The following is a 17490-nucleotide window of genomic DNA, read 5'->3' as shown; positions in this document are numbered from 1 at the left end:
CTTGGTCGTCATGACTTCCGCCGACGTACGTGACCCCGAACTGCCCGGCCTCCTCCTCACCACCGAGCGCGACGCCCTCGTACCCCTGCTGCGGTCCCGCCCCGACGCCGACTTCGCCCTGCCGACGGCCGGATGTCCGGGGTGGACCGTGCGGGATGTGGTCGCGCACTGTTCGTCCGCGCTGACGCGGATCTTGGGGAGCCGCTTCGAGAAAGGCGTCTTCTCGCCCGCCGCCAACGACCGGGACACGCCGAGCGCGCCGACTGGACCAACGCGCAGGTCGTCGACGAGCTGGAGCGCGGCATGACCGAGGCGGGGGCCGTGATCGCCAAGTCGGGCGGGGTGCTGGACATGGCCGCGCTGGGGGTGGGAGTCCCCTCACGTCATTAAGGCAGTGGGGGAGGGTGCACGGCGGGGACGTACGGGAGGCGTAGGGGGAGCCGGGCGCGTACGGCGGGGCGGGGCTGCCGTACGCGCTGACGCTGCTCGCTCGGTTCACCCGGGAGCAGGGGCGGGTGCCGGTGCACGCGGATCTCGATGACGTGGACGAGCCGGTGATGCTGGGGGCGGTGTCGGGGGAGCGGACGCCGGGGCGGTTCATCGGGGACGCGGCGACGCTGGTGCGGCTGTGTTCGGGGCGGCCGGTGGAGGGGCGGACCTTCGAGCTGGTGGGGGTGGAGGCGGAGGAGCTGAACATCTTCTGGTGAGGGTCCGGGCGGCTTCGGGGCCGATCTTGTCGCGGGCTCGGTGGCCACGGGCGTAGTCTTTGAATTGGACTAGACCTGTAGCCGCCGATGAATGGGGTCCCATGAGCAAGCGAGCAGTCCTGGAGGTGATCGCCCTCGACGTCGAGGACGCGGTCGCCGCCCAGGCCGGAGGCGCGGACCGGCTCGAGCTGGTCACCGACATGGCGGCCGACGGGCTGACCCCGCCCGTCGAGACGTTCGTCGGGATCCGGGGCGCCGTCGACATCTCGCTGCGGGTGATGCTGCGACTGGCGGACGGGTTCGACGCGGGGGACGTCTCGCGGGTGGTCCGGGTCGCGCGGGAGATGCGGGAGGCCGGGGCGGAGGAGTTCGTGCTCGGGTTCCTGGACGCCGACGGCGGCGTGGACCTGGGGGCGGTGGAGCGGGTGGCCGCCGGACTCGACGGCTGCCGCTGGACCTTCCACCGCGCCATCGACCACGCCACCGACCGCGACGCCCTGCGTAAACAGCTCGCGGACCTGCCGGGCCTGGACACCTACCTCACGGCCGGATCGGCGGCCGGCGTGGACGACGGCCTCCCCACGCTGCTCGCCGAGGCGCGGCGGCGCGGGGAGCCGGGGTACGAGCCGCAGATCCTGGTGGGGGGTGGGCTGGGGCTGGAACATGTGCCGGGGTTGCTGGCCGCCGGGATCGACGCGTTCCACATCGGGGGTGCGGCGAGGCCGGAGGGGTGGGCGGGGCCGGTCTCTGTGGACGCGGTTTCGCGGTGGCGGCGGGCCGTGGACGGCGAGGTCGGTTAGACGGCTACTTCGCGGCGTCGGTGACTGCGCCTACCTAAGGGGCGCGGGGCTGTATCGATATGCGGCTCCGCCGCGTGGGCGCGACCAGCCCCCACGCACCCGCACCCGCCGATCTGCATTAAGCAGCTAGGTGAGTTGGCGCGGCAGCGGCGCCGCGTGCGTCACGATCAGCCCCGACACCGCTCGGGTCAGAGCCACGTACAGCCGCCGCAGCCCGGTCCGTTCGTCCGGCTCCCCGTCCACCACCGCCTGCGGTTCGTCCAGCACGACATAGTCGTACTCCAGACCCTTGGCGAGCGACGCCGGGACGAGGGTCAGCCGGGTCTCCTCGGTGGTCTCCTCACCGGGGTCGAGGTAGCCGATGCCGGCCGCGTCGAGTGCCTCCGCCAGCACCGGCACCCTCGCATCCGCCGCGATCAACCCCGTCGACCCCTCGTTGCCCAGCAACTCCACGCACGCGGCGACGACTTCGTCCGTACCGCCGGTCTCCCGGAGATCGAAGAACCCCGGGTTCTCACGCACCGACGCGACCGGCGTAAGGCCCGGCGCGATATGCGGAAGGAGCCGGGACGCGTACGTGATGACATCCGTCGGCACACGGAAACCGGCCGTCAGCTCCTCGATCACCCCGTCCGCCTTGCCCAGGTGGGCCAACGCCTCGTCCCAACTCCGCGTCGCCCAGGGCGTGGTGCCCTGCGCGAGGTCACCGAGGACGGTCGCGGAACCGGTCGTGCAGCGGCGGCCGACCGCCCGGTACTGCATGGGGGACAGGTCCTGCGCCTCGTCCAGCACCACATGCCCGAGCGAGTGCGTGCGCTCGACGATGTCGGACGCCTCGTCGATCAACACCGCGTCGGCGGCGGACCACTTGGCCGACTTCACCGACCGTACGGGCTTCGCCCACAGGATCGTCTTCTGCTCGTCCTCGTCGAGGATTCCCTCCGCGTGCACGGCGAGGAAGTCCGCGTCGGTGAGCAGCCGCAGCACGAGTTTGGCGGGGTCGACCGGCGGCCAGAGCTCCTTCACGGCCGCCTTCACCGCCGCGTTGCGGGCCACCGAGTCCTGCACACGGTCGTCGGGCGCCTCGCCCGACCGCTCCATCTGCACCAGCACCGCGTGGGCGATGCGCTGCGGAAGGGCGTCGCGTGCGGCGCCGTAGCGGATGTCCCGGTCCAGCAACTCACGGACGATGTCCTCGAGTTCGTACGCCGGGACCCGCCACCGGCGTGACCCGCGCACGACGACGACCGGCTCGGTGGGCAGGGTGACGTGCGAGTAGACGGCGCGCCGGAGCACCTCCGCCATCCTCGCGTCGCCCTTGATGACGGCGGCGGGCGCGTCATCGGTCCCGCGCACCTCCGCACTCCGGGAGACCAGGTCGTCGACGGTCGCCTGCTGGACCGCCAACTCGCCGAGCGCCGGGAGGACCTGCTCGATGTAGTGCAGGAAGGACCGGTTCGGTCCGATGACGAGGGTGCCGGTGCGGGCGAGCCGCTCGCGGTGGGCGTAGAGGAGGTAGGCGACCCGGTGCAGACCGACGGCGGTCTTCCCGGTGCCGGGGCCGCCCTGGACGCACACGGTTCCGTTCAGGCCGCTGCGGACGATCTCGTCCTGCTCGGGCTGGATGGTCGCCACGATGTCGCGCATCGGGCCGACACGCGGCCGCTCGATCTCCTGCTGGAGGAGCTTGCTGGTGGTGGCGGCCTCGGCGGGGTCGGAGAGATGCTCGTCCTCGTACGCCGTGATGTCACCGCGCGTGTAGCCGAAGCGGCGGCGCAGCGCGATGTCCATCGGGTCCTTCTTGGACGCCCGGTAGAACGGCTGCGACACCGGCGCACGCCAGTCGATGACCATGGGGTCGCCGTCGTGGTCGTGGACGTGCCGGCGCCCGATGTAGAAGCGTTCGCCGTCCGCGCCTTCGGCCTGGTCGGCGCCCGGGGCGTGCAGATAATCGAGGCGGCCGAAGAAGAGGGGGGTGTCGCTGAGGTCGGCGAGGGCCTTGATGCGCTCGTTGATCTGCCGCTCCAGGACCTGGGCGTTGACCCAGTTCGCGGTCACATCACCGATGTCGAGGGACTCGACGTCCTCCCGCATGGCGCGCAGGGCGGCACGGGACTCGGCGAGGTGGGAGCGTTCCCGGTTGAGCGGGCCGAGCGGGTCGTCGACGGGCGTGGACAAGGGGGTGCCTCCGAAGGTGCTGCGGGCTGGATGCTGGCGCGGCCGCGTGGCGGGTGGGGCTACGTGACTGGTGCGACTGCGCGGCAGCGCGGTACCGACCGGTTTCCGTCCGGGCGGCGGCACTCCGGGTGGGAGGCGGGCAAGAGCGGAGATTCTAGACGGGGGGCCGGGGCGAGGGCCAACCGTTTTCCGGGGCCCTGTTGCGAGGCCCCTTTCCCCCGCCCCCTAGGGGATCGCCCCTCCGTCAGCCGGGGGAGGCTCCACCCACAGGGTGTACTCAGGTATCACACCAATTGAGGACCTGAGGCCGATGCCGTCCTTATGCCTCGGAAGCCACCATGGAGACATGAGTGCAGCGACCTTCACCCCAGCCCCCGGTCGCCCGTCCGGCGCGACCCCGGTTTCCGACCTCCACGGCACCCACCGCATCGGCAACGCCCTGCGCGCGATCCGCGTCTTCGCGGGCGCCGCCTTCGACGTGTTCATACTCGGCGAGTACGGCGAGGAAGCCGGCGTCCGCCGCAAGTGACCGTGTGTCTCTGCGGCGACCGCCCGGCCCCGTTCAGTTCTCCTCGGGCAGCAGGATGTCCGCGTCGTCGAAGATCCGCAGCATGACCAGCAGCAGTCGCCCCCGGGACACCATGTACTCGGCGACGATCTGCGAGGTGAGCCTGATCTCCCGGTCCTGGTCGCCGATTCCGATGGACCGCGAGACCTCCGGGTAGGGATCGCGGGCCAGTATGGCGACAGCCTTGTCGAAGGCGGCCCTGCGGACGGGGTCCAGGCGGTCACGGTCGCGGGCCGCCGGTTCGGTGTACAGCACCACGTAGATGTCCTCGTGAGGCATGGCGCTCTCCTTACCGTGGCCCGTGCTGTGCCGCCAGGATACCGAGCCCGTCACACGCAGCGGGACCTGATTGCTCAGCCCCCGGCCAGCAGCTCGTCCGCGTCCACGATCCGGTAGGCGTACCCCTGCTCCGCCAGGAACCGCTGGCGGTGCGCGGCGAAGTCCTGGTCGATCGTGTCGCGGGCGACGACGGAGTAGAAGTGCGCCTGGTGGCCGTCCGCCTTGGGCCGCAGCACCCGGCCGAGCCGCTGGGCCTCCTCCTGCCGTGAGCCGAAGGTGCCGGAGACCTGGATGGCGACGGTCGCCTCCGGCAGGTCGATGGAGAAGTTGGCGACCTTGGACACCACCAGCACGCTGATCTCGCCCTCCCGGAAGGCGTCGAAGAGCTTCTCGCGCTGGGCGTTGGGGGTCTCGCCCTTGATGACGGGGGCGTTCAGATGCTCGCCGAGCTCGTCGAGCTGGTCGATGTACTGCCCGATGACCAGGATCTGCTGCCCGGCGAACCGCTTGACGAGCGCCTCCGTGACCTTCCGCTTGGTCGCGGTCGTCGCACAGAAGCGGTACTTCTCCTCCTGCTCGGCGGTGGCGTAGGCGAGCCGCTCGGAGTCGGTGAGGTTGACCCGGACCTCGACGCAGTCGGCGGGCGCGATGTAGCCCTGCGCCTCGATCTCCTTCCAGGGCGCGTCAAACCGCTTGGGGCCGATGAGCGAGAAGACGTCCGACTCCCGTCCGTCCTCACGGACGAGGGTCGCGGTCAGCCCGAGCCGCCGCCTGGCCTGCAGATCCGCCGTGAACTTGAAGACCGGAGCCGGCAGCAGATGCACCTCGTCGTAGACGATCAGCCCCCAGTCCCGGGAGTCGAACAGCTCCAGGTGCGGATAGACACCCTTCCGCTTGGTGGTGAGCACCTGGTAGGTGGCGATGGTGACGGGCCGGATCTCCTTCTTCGTCCCGCTGTACTCGCCGATCTCGTCCTCGGTCAGCGAGGTCCGCTTCACCAGCTCGTGCTTCCACTGCCGGGCCGAGACGGTGTTGGTGACGAGGATGAGCGTGGTCGACTTGGCCTGCGCCATGGACCCGGCGCCGACGAGGGTCTTGCCGGCACCGCAGGGCAGCACGACCACGCCCGACCCGCCGTGCCAGAAGTTCTCCACAGCCTGCTTCTGGTAGGGCCTGAGCGCCCATCCGTCCTCGGCCAGCTCGATGGGGTGGGCCTCACCGTCGACGTACCCGGCGAGGTCCTCGGCCGGCCAGCCCAGCTTCAGCAGGGTCTGCTTGATCTGCCCGCGCTCCGAGGGGTGCACGACCACGGTGTCGGGGTCGATCCGCGCGCCGACCAGCGGAGCGATCCGCTTCGACCGCAGGATCTCCTCCAGCACCGGCCGGTCCGTGGTGGTGAGCACGAGCCCGTGCGCGGGGTGCTTGCTGAGCGTCAGCCGCCCGTACCGGTCCATCGTCTCGGCGATGTCCACGAGCAGCGCGTGCGGCACCGGATACCGGCTGTACTGAACCAGGGCGTCCACCACCTGCTCGGCGTCATGCCCGGCCGCCCGCGCGTTCCACAGCCCCAGCGGCGTCACCCGGTAGGTGTGGATGTGCTCCGGCGCCCGCTCCAGCTCGGCGAACGGCGCGATGACCCGACGGCACTCGTCGGCCTGCTCGTGGTCGACTTCGAGGAGCAGGGTCTTGTCTGACTGGACGATGAGCGGACCATTCACGCGCGGCACCCTTTCCGGAAGGCCAGAGGTCACGGCCAAACGTCCAGTGTGCCGTACCGCGCGCCGAAGCGGTGGCCCCCTCCTGGGCAACCCCACGCCCTCCTCGACCGTCTGACCGGGCGAGCGGCGCGCTGGGCGCGAGGTGCGGAGGGTGGGGGTATGGCGGGGTTGTCGGTGCGCGGCTGGGCGACCGGGGTGGGGGCCGTGGTGGTGCTGGTGGGGACCGGCACCTGGGCGATGGGTCCCGGTGAGGTCGACGGGCGGCTGTGGGGCGAGGTCCGGCCGGTCATAGAGGCCAGGCTCGCGGCGGACTCGCGGGGGGACGGCTTCGGGGAGACCGTGCCCGGGGTCGAGGCCCGCTGGTTCTGCCGGGCGGAGGCGCTGGAGCTGGACGAGCGCGACGGACTCGTACGGGCGGGCGTCAACGCGCTGTGCATGGAGTACGGAGCACGGGACCAGGCCCTGGTGGAGTGCAGCGGCGGCCGGTATCCGCAGGTGGTGCGGCTGGAGCGGGAGACGGACGGCGGCTATCGGGTCGTTTCCCGGGAGGAGCCGCCGGACGGTGCCGGGTACGCGGAGTGGACGGAGTCCCACTTCGGCTTGTTCGCGCAGTCGCGGGCGGAGGCGCCGATCGACTCCGACAGCCTGGAGGCGGAGGCCCGGACGTACTTCGACCTGCCGGCGGACGCCCCGGTCAGCGCCTGCTGACCGGTGGGCACGGCTGTGCCCGTCCGCGGCTCCGCCGATCGGCCGCTCCGCCGTGTGGGCGCTCCCACCGCCCCCGCGGTGATCAGGGACCAGGCGATCGGGGACTAGTCGTCCGCCAGTTCCGCCACTCCCGTGATGCGGTGCAAGGGGTACGTCTTCACCTCGTCCGCCGTGTGGTCGTACGCCGTCACGAAGCCGCCCTCCACGCGGATCGGGGCGATGACGCGCTGGCTGGCCGAGCCCTCGGCGTTGACGTAGCCGATCCAGAGGGCCTCGTTGGTGAGGACGGCGGCCTGCATGGTGGCGAGGGTCTCGGCGGAGCTGGTGCGGGGGAGTTCCCCGGCCGGGCGGGAGGGGCTCTCCTTGCGGGGGGCCGTGGAGGCCAGGTCGCCCGCGCGGACGGCGCGGATCGCCGCCGAGAGCAGCGTGGTGTCCGGCACCGGCGGGCCGTCGGGGACCGGCTCGGGCGGGGTGCGGGGCGGGGTGCGGTGGGCGTGGGCCCGGGCGATCAGGACGTCGCCCTCGGCGGATTCGGCGGCCGGGGCGAAGCCCATCTGGCGCAGACCGTCCAGGAGGGCGGTCGGGTCGGCCTGGGCGGCCAGGACGGTCGGGGCCAGCCGGCGCAGGCCGAGGCCGGTGGCCCGTTTGTCGGCGAGGATCTCGTTGAGTACGGCGTCGTCGTCGCAGCGGACGTAGGAGGAGGCCGCCCCGACGCGCAGATGGCCGTGTTTGCGGGCCACGTCGTCGATCAGGTAGGCGAGGGGCTGCGGGACCGGGGTGCGGGAGTGGGACGTCAGGAAGGCGTGCAGGTCGGAGGCCGACCGGCCGGCGTCCAGGGCACGGCGGACCGAGCCGGGGGTGAACCGGTAGACCGTGGCGCCGCCCTTCGACTCCACGTCGGCCAGGACGTCCAGGACGTCGGCCAGCGGACGCTGGAGGGGGCCCGGGGCGACCGCGGTGAGGTCGGCCTGGAGCAGGACGTGGTCCAGGGGTTCGGGCAGGAGAGGGGCCAGGAGGCGGGCCGCCGCCGCGGTCGCGACCGCCTGCTCGGTGGGGGTGAGGGGCTCCGGGACGGGGGTCACATGGTGCACCGGCAGCTTGTCGCCCGGGCCCTTCGGGTCCTCGGCCGGGGCTGCCGGGGCCTGCCTGGCCGGCAGCCCGAGAAGCGCCCGGCCGTGCCCCGACAAGGCGCCCCTCCCGGTCACCCCCAGCAACTCGGCCTCGCTCAGCGTCCACTCCGCGAGCCGCGACCGCAGGTCCTCCTCCCGGCGCTGCGGCCGCTCCCAGCGCAGCCGCGCCAGCACCGACTCGGCCGCCGGCGACGTGCCCTCCGGGAGCCCCGCCAGCAGGGTCAGCACCCGGTGCCGTACCTCGGGCGCGGCGCTGCGGTCGAGGCCGGGGCCCAGGGCGGACAGGGTGCGGTCCTTGTTGTCCCGGCCGGCGATCAGACCGGGCGTCCGGGTCGCCGGTAGCCATGCCTCCGCGAGCTGCGCCCAGCGGTCGGCGGCGGACTGCTCCAGCCACTCGTCGTAGGCGGGGGTCGCCGCGTACCGTTCGTCGGCCTCGCCGTCGGAGGCGATCAGGCCCGCCGCGTACGCGAGTTCGACCCAGAACGCGGCCACCGGTTCCGGGACGTCCAGGGCGACGGCGGTCCGCTTGAGGTCCCGGACGCTCAGACCACCGGCCCGCAACACGGCCGGCCCGCCCTCGTCCCAGTCCTTCAGCAACTCCTCCACGGTCGCCACCGCCGTGTACGCCTGGCCGGCCGCCGTCGCGTCCACAACCTGTGGACGGTGGGTGGCGACGGGCTCGACGCCGGGAGGCAGGGGCTCCGTCGCACGGTGGGCCAGGCCATCGCGCAGATGCAGGGCCACCTCGCGGGGCAGTACGACCGTCCCGGGCGCCGTCGGCAGCAGCAGCCCCAGGTCCAGGAGACGTCGGAGGCGGGGCGCGGGATCCGCCGTGACCTGCCCGTACGGCGGGCCCCACACCAGGCGCCTCAGCACGTCCAGGGAGTCCTCCGGAAGGCCGGCCAGCAGTGCCGTCATGCGCTTCCGGTCGGTGAAGAGCGCGGTGAGGGCGGTGACCGCGGACACCGAGTCGTGGGTGGAGGGCAGGCCCGCCGCGCCGACGATCTCCTGGATACGGCCCGGCGACATGCCTGCCGTGGCCTCCTGCACAGACGGGCCGAGGCCGGTCGGGGACGGGTGCTGCGGCGAGGGCGCGAGCAGCTCCCGCGCGGTGCGCACCAGACGCAGGCGGTCGTCCTCGCCCCACACCAGGGCCTGTTCGCGCAGGGTGCCCAGGGCCCGGGGGAGCGCCCCGGCCACCGTCGGGTCGTCGGCGTCCCCGGCCATCAGCCCCCGCAGCTCCTCGTACGAGGCCGGGTCCCCCGCCACGGCCAGCGCCTCCGCGGTCTGCAGTGCGAACCGGTCCAGCCGCTCCAGCGCCCTGACGACCGAGGCCCGCGTGCCGGCCCTCGTGGCGAGCTGGGTCAGATCCGTCGGGACCGGCGTGATGAGATCGGGTCGGGCACGCAGCAACGCCCCGAGGGAGGCGTCGTCCCTGGCGCGGAGGGCCTCGGCGAGGGAGCGGGGCGAGGGGGCCGGGTTGCTCATCCGACCCACGGTAGCGGGTCGCCTCCGGCGGCTGAGCCGAAGTGCCCGCGGCGAAGCGGAGCCCGCGTCCCTGGGGGCCGCGCACCTGGACCCCCGTCGGTCCGAAGCGTCGGCCCGAAGGCCTCGTCCTCGATCGCCGGACGGGCTGAGAAGTTGCTGACCTGCGCCGCCACTGCACCGGACACCTCCGCAACCGCGATACCGTCACCTCACCGGGATTCAACGCGCCGCCCCCCGGAGGGACTTCGTGGGTATCGAGAGCGACCAGGTCGTCTACGAGTATCTGAGCCGCGTCGGCGACGTCGCCCAGCAGCGACAGCTGCCGTCGGGGACCCGCATGCGTCTGGTCTCGGAGCTGCGCAACGAGATCGACCGGCGGCGGGCGAAGGTCCCCGTGGACAGCCCCGCGGCCGTCCGCCGGATCATCGACCGGCTCGGCAGCCCCGACGACGTCGTCACGGCCGCGGGAGGCACCGCACCGCAGATCTCCGCCCCGCCCCCCACCGCCGTACCGGTCCAGCGCGACGGGGACACCGACGAGCCGCGCCCCAAGGGCCTGCGCCGCCTCGTGCCCCGGCCGCGTCCCGCCGACCCGGCGCCGGAGGCACCGCCGCAGCCCCTCACCGGACCGCATCTCGCCGGTGCGGACGAACTCGGGGACAGCGCCCTGCAGCCGGACTGGTGGCGGGTGGACAGCACGCCGTTCGGGGTCGGGGACAGGGTTCCGGGGTTCGTCGGCGGTGTGGAGATCCCGGAGCTGCTGAAGCCCCCGCCGCCGAAGGAGGAGGAGCAGGCGAAGCCGGTCGTCGAGAAGGCCACGGAGACCGGGACGGAGACAGGGGCGGAGACCGAAGAGGCTGCCGCCCCGCGCCGCCGCCGGCTGCCCTTCCTCAAGAGCGGCAAGGGCGGCAAGGGCGGCAAGGGGGCCGAGCGAGCCGGGGTCAGGTGGAGCAACCCTCTGCTCCTGCTCGCCGCCGCCTCCCTCGTCGCGGGTGCCGTTCTCGGCAATCTCCTCGCCCTCGCGGTCGGCTGGGTCATCGCCTACGCCTCGCGGCGGCTGACCGACGCGGAGACCAAGTGGGCGGTGATGTTCCTGCCCGGCGCGGCGCTCGCCGCCGGGATCGTCTGGCTGTGGGGGCGGACCGAGGGACGCTGGGGCGATCCCATCGCGAAGGGGCACATGAGCGACGCCGTAGCCGACACCTGGCCCTGGGTGATCCGGGGTGCGGCCGTGGCGTCGGCGCTGTTCCTGGTCTGGCGCTCGCAGAGGCAGCGGTAGCGGTCGGGGTAGGCGGTAGGGCGGCCTTTATTCGTTGTCGGGCTGTCATACCGCCCCGGCACAATGGCGTACATGGCCTCTGCACCCTTTCCCGCCGCCGCCGCCGCCACCACCGCCACCGCTTCCGTCTCCCCCTCCCCCTCTCCCTCCACGTCTCCCTCCACCTCCGGCCCGACCGTCGGCTTCGACCTGGACATGACCCTCATCGACTCCCGGCCCGGCATCCACGCCTGCTACCTGGCGCTGGCCGAGCGGACAGGGGCCTACATCGACGCCGACCTCGCGGTGTCGCGGCTGGGGCCGCCGCTGGTGGAGGAGATAGCCCACTGGTTCCCGGCGGAGGACGTGGCGGCCATGGCCGATCTGTACCGGTCGATGTATCCCGCCATCGCGATCGCCGCCACGCCCGCGATGGACGGCGCCCGTGAGGCCATCGCCGCCGTACAGGCGGCCGGCGGGCGCGCGATCGTCGTGACCGCGAAGTACGAGCCGAGCGCCAAGCTGCACATCGAGCACCTCGGCCTCGCCCCGGACGCGGTGATCGGCGATCTGTGGGCCGAGCAGAAGGCGGAGGCGCTGCGGGAGCACGGGGCGTCGGTCTACGTCGGCGACCACATCGGGGACGTGCGCGGGGCCCGTGCCGCCGAGGCGCTCTCGGTCGCCGTGGCCACGGGTCCGTGCAGCGCGGCGGAGCTGACCGCGGCCGGGGCCGATGTCGTCCTCGCCGGCCTCGGGGAGTTCCCGGCCTGGCTCGCCGGCTACCGCCCGGCCGACCGCGCCTGACGCCGCCCGGCCGCGATCGACTGGAGCACGCCGACCCCGGCGACCAGGAAGCCGACGCCCATGAGCATGCTCAGTCCGAACATGTATGTCGGAAATGGCGTCGTCCCGAGGAACAGCGGTGCCACGGTGACGAGTGTGGCCACCGTACCGATGAAGAAGACGATGGCTCCGGCACGGATCAGTCGGTCACCGGGCGCGGCGGAATTCGTTTGGGTTTTGTCACGCACCGGACCAGGGTAGTTCCCTGCCCGAAGGAACAACCGGGCGACGTCTTGTCACCGGCCTGAAGACCATTAGCCTTGGTACCGGCGGGTCCCGACGACCCGCCCCAGTGCTATCAAGAGCCGTTTCAGAAGCAGTTTTCCGACGAGTACGAGGACGAGGAACAGACGTGCCTACCGGCAAGGTCAAGTGGTTCAACAGCGAGAAGGGCTTCGGCTTTCTCTCCCGCGACGACGGCGGTGACGTCTTCGTCCATTCCTCGGTCCTCCCCGCCGGAGTCGAGGCCCTGAAGCCGGGCCAGCGAGTGGAGTTCGGAGTCGTCGCCGGACAACGCGGTGACCAGGCCCTTTCGGTCGTCATCCTCGACCCGACCCCCTCGGTCGCGGCCGCGACCCGTAAGAAGCCGGACGAACTGGCCTCCATCGTCCAGGACCTCACGACCCTTCTCGAGAACATCACGCCGATGCTCGAAAGGGGCCGTTACCCCGACAAGGCCGCCGGCAAGAAGATCGCGGGCCTGCTGCGGGCCGTCGCCGACCAACTCGACGTATAGCCCGTCACCAGCCCATAACCGCTAGGGGAATTGCAGTGCGTCCGGGCCGAGGGGCGGTACCAGCCCCTCGGCCGCCGCACGTGTGAGAAGTCCTCGCACCGCCGCATAGCCGTCCACGCCCAGGTCGTGCGTGAACTCGTTGACGTAGAGGCCGATGTGCTGGTCGGCGACGTGCGGGTCCATCTCCTGCGCGTGTTCCATGACATACGGCCGCGAGACCTCGGGATCGTCCCAAGCGGCGCGCACGGAAGCGCGAATGGAATCGGCCAGCGTCGTCAGTGTCGCCGCGCCCAGTGACCGCTTGGCGATGATCGCGCCCAGCGGGATGGGCAGCCCGGTGGTGTCCTCCCAGTGCTCGCCCATGTCCGCGAGCTTGTGCAGCCCGTAGTTCTGGTACGTGAACCGCGCCTCGTGGATGACCAGTCCCGCGTCGACCTTCCCGTCCCGCACGGCGGGCATGATCTCGTGGAACGGCATCACGACGATCTCGCCGACCCCGCCGGGGACCGTGTCCGCGGCCCACAGCCGGAACAGCAGATAGGCCGTCGACCGCTCGCTGGGCACGGCGACGGTACGGCCCGTCAGATCCGCGGGTCCGCGGGTGAGCACCAGCGGCCCGCAACCCCGGCCCAGCGCACCGCCGCACGGCAGCAGGGTGTACTCGTCGAGGACGTACGGCAGCACGGCGTACGACACCTTCAGCACGTCCGACTCACCGCGCTCGGCCATGCCGTTGGTGATGTCGATGTCCGCGAACGTCACATCGAGCGCGGGCGCGCCGGGCACCCGGCCGTGTGCGAGGGCGTCGAAGACGAAGGTGTCGTTCGGGCAGGGCGAGTAGGCGATCTGCAACTGGTCAACTGTCATGTGGGTTCCAACCGGTGAGGACGGGTCCGAGCTTCCCGAAACCCTCGGTGAGGGCGTCCAGCGCGTCGCCGATCCGCCACGCGGCACGGTCCCGGGGCCCGACAGGATTGGAGACGGCCCGCACCTCCATCACGGGCACCCCGTGGAGTACGGCCGCCTCGGCGACCCCGAACCCCTCCATCGCCTCGGCGAGGGCGGTGGGATGACGGTGCCGCAGAGTCGCGGCCCGCTCCGCGCTACCGGTCACCGTGGACACGGTGAGCACGGCTCCCGAACGCGCTCCGGTGGCGGCCACGGCCTCTCGTACGAGTGCATCGGGCGGACGATGGCTGACGACCCCGAACCCGAGCTCGGTCACCGGCAGAAACCCGTCGGCGGTCTCGGCACCGAGATCGGCAACGACGATCTCATCAGCAACGACAAGCGACCCCACAGGAGCATGCGGCACAAACCCACCGGCGATCCCGGCGGACACGACGAGCGAGTAGGGGACACCGGAGAGAGCCGCGGAGGCGAGGGCGGTGGCAGTGGCAGCGGCGGCAAGAGCGGGCCCGACACCAACGGCAAGCAAGTCGACATCGACTCCCGCCACGCCACTCAAGCTGCGGGCATGCGTGCCGCCTGGGGCGGCACGGGTGGGCGCAGGTGGCGCCCCGTCAGCGCCGGGCCGCGCGACCCACCCGGGTTCAGCCCCGACGCCGGGCACCCTTTCGAGCAGCCTCGCCGTCCCCTGAAACGCCCGAGCCACCGCGTCCCGCTCCGCAGGAACCGCGGTGGCTACAAGGACCCGCATCGACGTCGTACGACTTACGCGTCGTCGTTGACGAGCTTGAAGTTCCACACGCCCTTGTAGGACTTGCTGACCCCGCTGTCCGCCTTGTCCTGCTCGACGACGCTGATGTACAGCTGCTTCGGCGCGGCCTGCCCCTGCTGCTCGGAGAAGAGGTCGACGCCCTGGAAGGAGTAGTACGTCTTCTTGTAGACCGGCGTGACCTGCTGGCCGTTGATCCACAGCGCCCAGCCGGTGTCCGCGATCTCGGGGTCGACACCGATCCGCAGGGTCTCGCTCTGCGGCACGTCGATGGAGTCGGACCCCTTCTTGAGGGCGCACTTGGCGGCCTTCTCCTGGCCGAGGTTGCCGCCGTCCTCCCAGCACTCGGCCTCGGTGCTCACCGAGTTGTGGCCGACGGTGACGGTGGCGCGCGGCGTCGGCTTGTCGCAGGCCGACAGGACGAGCAGTCCGGCGGAAACGGCGCCGACGACGGCGACAGCGCGGCGGCGTCGCACAACGGCGCGGACATGAGCGGCTCCGCCGCGTGGCATCGAGGTCATGGCCGAAGGCTATCGGGCAGGCACAGCCGTCTCTTTACGCGGGGTCCGGCGTGCCCTGTTCGTTACGCCTCGTTACGCCACTCGCGCTTTGGGCGCCCCACCGTGCCGGGCCGAGCTCAGCAGCCCCCTCACCGTCGTCACCCATCCCACGGCGACGATCGCCCCGGCCACCGACAGCCCGAGGGAGCCGTTCAGCGGCATCACGATCCCGACCGCGCCCCCGAACACCCAGGACACCTGGAGGATCGTCTCCGAGCGCGCGAAGGCGGACGTACGGACCTGCTCGGGCACGTCCCGCTGGATCAGCGCGTCCAGGGAGAGCTTGGAGAGGGCCTGGGCGAAACCGGCCACCCCGGCGAGCACGGCGACCAGGAACGCCCCGAAGAAGATCGCGGCCGTGATGGCCGTACCCAGGACGAACGCGACCACCGTCACGATGATGATCTCCGGCGCCCGCTGCCGCAGGGCCGCCCCCACCGCCGTACCGAGCGCGTTGCCCGCGCCGGCCGAGACGACCACGATGCCCAGCGACACCGCAGCGCTCTCCCCGGAGAGCGGATGCTCGCGCAGCAGGAACGCCAGGAAGAAGGTCAGGAAGCCGGAGAGGAAGCGCAGGGAGGCGTTGGCGCCGAGGGCGTGGGTGACGGCGATGCCGACCGTGCGCAGGCCCGGGCGTTTGACCGGCTTGCGGTGCGGGCCGTGCAGATGCTCCTCGTCCGCGGCGAGCAGCGCGATGTCCTCGCCTTTCGCCGAGTCGACCTTCGGCGGGAGGGTGAAGGACAGGAACGTCCCGACGACGAAGATCACGAAGGCGCCGTAGAGGGGCCAGCGTGGGCCGAGCGACTGCAGCCCCGCGGCGATCGGCGCGGCGACCGCGGTGGCGAGGAGCCCGCCGAGGGTGACCCGGGAGTTGGCCTTCACCAGGGAGAAGCGGGGTGGCAGGAGGCGGGGCACGACCGCGCTTCTGACCACGCCGTACGCCTTGGAGGACACCAGGACGCCCAGCGCCGCCGGGTACATCTCGATGCTGCCGGTGGCGACCGCCCCGGACAGCACCAGGGCCAGCAGGGCCCGGGCCAGCATCGCGCCCGCCATCGCGGCCCGGCGGCCGTGCGGGAGGCGGTCCAGGAGGGGGCCGATCACCGGGGCGAGGACCGTGAACGGGGCCATCGTGATGGCGAGGTAGAGGGCGACACGCCCACGGGCCTCGTCCGTGGGGACGGAGAAGAAAACCGTGGAGGCGAGGGCGACCGTGATCATCACATCGCCCGCGCCGTTCACACCGTGGAGTTCGATCAGCTTGCCGAGGCCGGATTCACCGGCTCCGTGCGCGTGGGTGGCCTTGCGGATGCCGCGGGCGGGGCCGGTCAGCGGGAAGTGCAGCGCGCGGCCGACCGAGCGGAACGAGCCGCGCACCCGGCCCGTGCCGTTGCGTCGGCTGCTCCCCTTGATCCCTTTGGCCCCACCGATCCCGGTGGCTCCTTGGGGTGTCTTCGCGGCTGCCACGACGTCATAGTGCCCCGACTGAGGGGTTCGTAGTGCGGTTACCGCGCGTATGGCCGTGCATTTGCCGACTTGCCGCGGATCCGTCGTGGATCCGTCGCGCATCCGTCGTGGATCCTTCGTGGCCATACCGCAACCGGTGCGGGGGTGCCAAACGTCCCGTCGGTGTAGGACGAGCGCACGCGAACAGGTAGCGTGCGTATCTCAGCCATCTTGCACAATGGATGGCACAGGTGCGCCCGAGCGTGAGCGGGCGCGGACGTCGACGCGGTCCTCGGGTCCGCTCCGTCCGCCACCCTCGCCCCCGGCGTACGCACCTACAGTGACGGCGTAGGAGAGAAGCGATACCTGTGAGCGCAGCGAGCACGCGAAGCCGCACCACCGACCGCCTGTGCGCCGAGGCCGTCGACCTCGCCCGCGCCGCAGCCGAGGAGGCGGCGGCACCCGGGGTCGTCGGGGAGCACGCGGGTCTGGAGTCCGAGGGCGACCGGGTCGTCACGCACTTCTTCGAGTGCAAGGAACTCGGCTACCGGGGCTGGCGCTGGGCCGTGACGGTGGCGCGGGCCTCCCGGGCGAAGGTCGTGACCCTCGACGAGGTCGTCCTGTTGCCGGGACCGGACGCGCTGCTCGCGCCGGAGTGGGTGCCGTGGAGCGAGCGCCTGCGGCCGGGCGACATGGGCCCGGGGGACCTGCTGCCGACCGACGCCGAGGATCTCCGTCTGGAGCCGGGCTACTCCGGTGAGGACGAGCCGCTGCCGGACTCCGCCGTCTCCGAGGAGATGGCCGAGCTGGTGGAGGCGGAGGACGCGGAGGTGGCGGCGGGCGCGCCCTCGAACCTCCCCGTCGTCCCGGCCCGCGGCTCGATCGCCTCCGTCGCCGAGGAGCTCGGCATGCGCCGGGCCCGTGTCCTGTCCCGCTACGGCCTGCACATCGCCGCGGACCGCTGGGACGAGTCGTACGGAGCCAAGACCGCGATGGCCCAGGCGGCCCCCGCGACCTGCGTCAGCTGCGGCTTCCTCCAGCCGATCGGCGGCTCCCTGGGGCAGGCCTTCGGCGTCTGTGCCAACGAGTTCGCCCCGGCGGACGGCCGGGTCGTCTCCCTGGCGTACGGCTGCGGCGGCCACTCGGAGGCCGCGGTCATGCCCACGCCGCCGCGCCCGGCCCCGCCGGTGATCGACGAGACGAAGGTCGACCCGTTCCCCCTCCGCCCGTCCCCGGACTCAGGCTCGGTCCCGGACGCCCCGGACGAGACAACAGCGGAGCTGGGCCACTCGTAGCCCCCGCTCTCTGATCGGTGATTGGCAGATCTGTTCCGCGCCGGGCAACGCCCACCTGCACCTTTGCCGGCCGAGCGTGGGACACATCTGCCAATCAC

At 72.1% G+C, this 17490-nt stretch carries 16 protein-coding genes and 1 pseudogene; 8 read left to right on the top strand and 9 right to left on the bottom strand.

Features of this window, described 5'->3' with window-relative positions:
* The first annotated feature begins 10 nt into the window (after positions 1-10).
* A pseudogene (locus tag PH203_RS16090) lies at positions 11-707 on the top strand (maleylpyruvate isomerase family mycothiol-dependent enzyme).
* A 101-nt stretch (positions 708-808) separates the two neighbouring features.
* On the top strand, positions 809-1507 hold the full coding sequence (locus PH203_RS16085; protein ID WP_289920640.1) for a copper homeostasis protein CutC: 699 nt from the start codon (positions 809-811) through the stop codon (positions 1505-1507).
* 126 nt (positions 1508-1633) lie between these two features.
* Here the strand turns inward: PH203_RS16085 and PH203_RS16080 are convergent, their stop codons facing one another.
* Entirely contained in the window at positions 1634-3685 is a 2052-nt protein-coding gene (locus tag PH203_RS16080; protein WP_289920639.1) for a UvrD-helicase domain-containing protein, read from the bottom strand.
* 346 nt (positions 3686-4031) lie between these two features.
* Here PH203_RS16080 and PH203_RS16075 point away from each other — a divergent pair, with 346 nt between their 5' ends.
* Positions 4032-4214, top strand: coding sequence for a hypothetical protein (locus tag PH203_RS16075; protein WP_289920638.1), 183 nt, complete (start codon positions 4032-4034; stop codon positions 4212-4214).
* Between the two features lie 33 nt (positions 4215-4247).
* Here PH203_RS16075 and PH203_RS16070 read toward each other — a convergent pair whose 3' ends face one another.
* On the bottom strand, positions 4248-4532 hold the full coding sequence (locus PH203_RS16070; protein ID WP_289920637.1) for a hypothetical protein: 285 nt from the start codon (positions 4530-4532) through the stop codon (positions 4248-4250).
* A 74-nt stretch (positions 4533-4606) separates the two neighbouring features.
* Positions 4607-6250: a DNA repair helicase XPB gene (locus PH203_RS16065; protein ID WP_289920636.1), complete on the bottom strand. Its 1644-nt coding sequence runs from the start codon at positions 6248-6250 to the stop codon at positions 4607-4609.
* Positions 6251-6409: 159 nt separating this feature from the next.
* Between PH203_RS16065 and PH203_RS16060 the strand changes: the two genes are divergently transcribed.
* Positions 6410-6958: a hypothetical protein gene (locus PH203_RS16060; RefSeq protein WP_289920635.1), complete on the top strand. Its 549-nt coding sequence runs from the start codon at positions 6410-6412 to the stop codon at positions 6956-6958.
* A 104-nt stretch (positions 6959-7062) separates the two neighbouring features.
* On the opposite strand, the gene PH203_RS16055 is transcribed toward PH203_RS16060, so the two are convergent.
* Entirely contained in the window at positions 7063-9576 is a 2514-nt protein-coding gene (locus PH203_RS16055; RefSeq protein WP_289920633.1) for a helicase C-terminal domain-containing protein, read from the bottom strand.
* Positions 9577-9823: 247 nt separating this feature from the next.
* Here PH203_RS16055 and PH203_RS16050 point away from each other — a divergent pair, with 247 nt between their 5' ends.
* Entirely contained in the window at positions 9824-10855 is a 1032-nt protein-coding gene (locus tag PH203_RS16050; RefSeq protein WP_289920632.1) for a hypothetical protein, read from the top strand.
* Positions 10856-10927: 72 nt separating this feature from the next.
* Complete coding sequence (locus PH203_RS16045; RefSeq protein ID WP_289920630.1) at positions 10928-11638, top strand: haloacid dehalogenase-like hydrolase; 711 nt, start codon at positions 10928-10930, stop codon at positions 11636-11638.
* Here the strand turns inward: PH203_RS16045 and PH203_RS16040 are convergent.
* Positions 11614-11865: a hypothetical protein gene (locus PH203_RS16040; RefSeq protein WP_289920629.1), complete on the bottom strand. Its 252-nt coding sequence runs from the start codon at positions 11863-11865 to the stop codon at positions 11614-11616. The two genes, PH203_RS16045 and PH203_RS16040, sit on opposite strands and share 25 nt — an antisense overlap.
* Positions 11866-12029: 164 nt before the next feature.
* On the opposite strand from PH203_RS16040, the gene PH203_RS16035 reads away from it, so the two are divergent.
* Positions 12030-12413 (top strand): cold-shock protein, encoded by a 384-nt coding sequence (locus PH203_RS16035; protein WP_289920628.1) that lies wholly within the window; start codon positions 12030-12032, stop codon positions 12411-12413.
* Positions 12414-12434: 21 nt separating this feature from the next.
* Here the strand turns inward: PH203_RS16035 and PH203_RS16030 are convergent, their stop codons facing one another.
* The 4 genes from PH203_RS16030 to PH203_RS16015 all read right to left on the bottom strand — a co-directional run bounded on the left by PH203_RS16030 (position 12435) and on the right by PH203_RS16015 (position 16118).
* Entirely contained in the window at positions 12435-13280 is an 846-nt protein-coding gene (locus PH203_RS16030) for a 1,4-dihydroxy-6-naphthoate synthase (RefSeq protein WP_289920627.1), read from the bottom strand.
* Positions 13270-14073, bottom strand: a complete 804-nt coding sequence (locus PH203_RS16025) for a futalosine hydrolase (RefSeq protein ID WP_289920626.1) — start codon at positions 14071-14073, stop codon at positions 13270-13272. The genes PH203_RS16030 and PH203_RS16025 overlap by 11 nt, the downstream gene beginning before the upstream one ends.
* Positions 14074-14087: 14 nt before the next feature.
* Positions 14088-14612, bottom strand: a complete 525-nt coding sequence (locus tag PH203_RS16020) for a hypothetical protein (protein WP_289920625.1) — start codon at positions 14610-14612, stop codon at positions 14088-14090.
* Positions 14613-14684: 72 nt separating this feature from the next.
* Positions 14685-16118 (bottom strand): MFS transporter, encoded by a 1434-nt coding sequence (locus tag PH203_RS16015; RefSeq protein WP_289920624.1) that lies wholly within the window; start codon positions 16116-16118, stop codon positions 14685-14687.
* Positions 16119-16465: 347 nt separating this feature from the next.
* Here PH203_RS16015 and PH203_RS16010 point away from each other — a divergent pair, with 347 nt between their 5' ends.
* Positions 16466-17392 (top strand): DUF3027 domain-containing protein, encoded by a 927-nt coding sequence (locus PH203_RS16010; protein WP_289920623.1) that lies wholly within the window; start codon positions 16466-16468, stop codon positions 17390-17392.
* The last annotated feature ends 98 nt before the right edge of the window (positions 17393-17490 follow it).

Origin of the sequence: Streptomyces sp. S.PB5 (genome assembly GCF_030403745.1) — a bacterium.
Lineage (GTDB): Bacteria > Actinomycetota > Actinomycetes > Streptomycetales > Streptomycetaceae > Streptomyces.
This window is presented reverse-complemented; position numbering and strand designations above follow the sequence as displayed.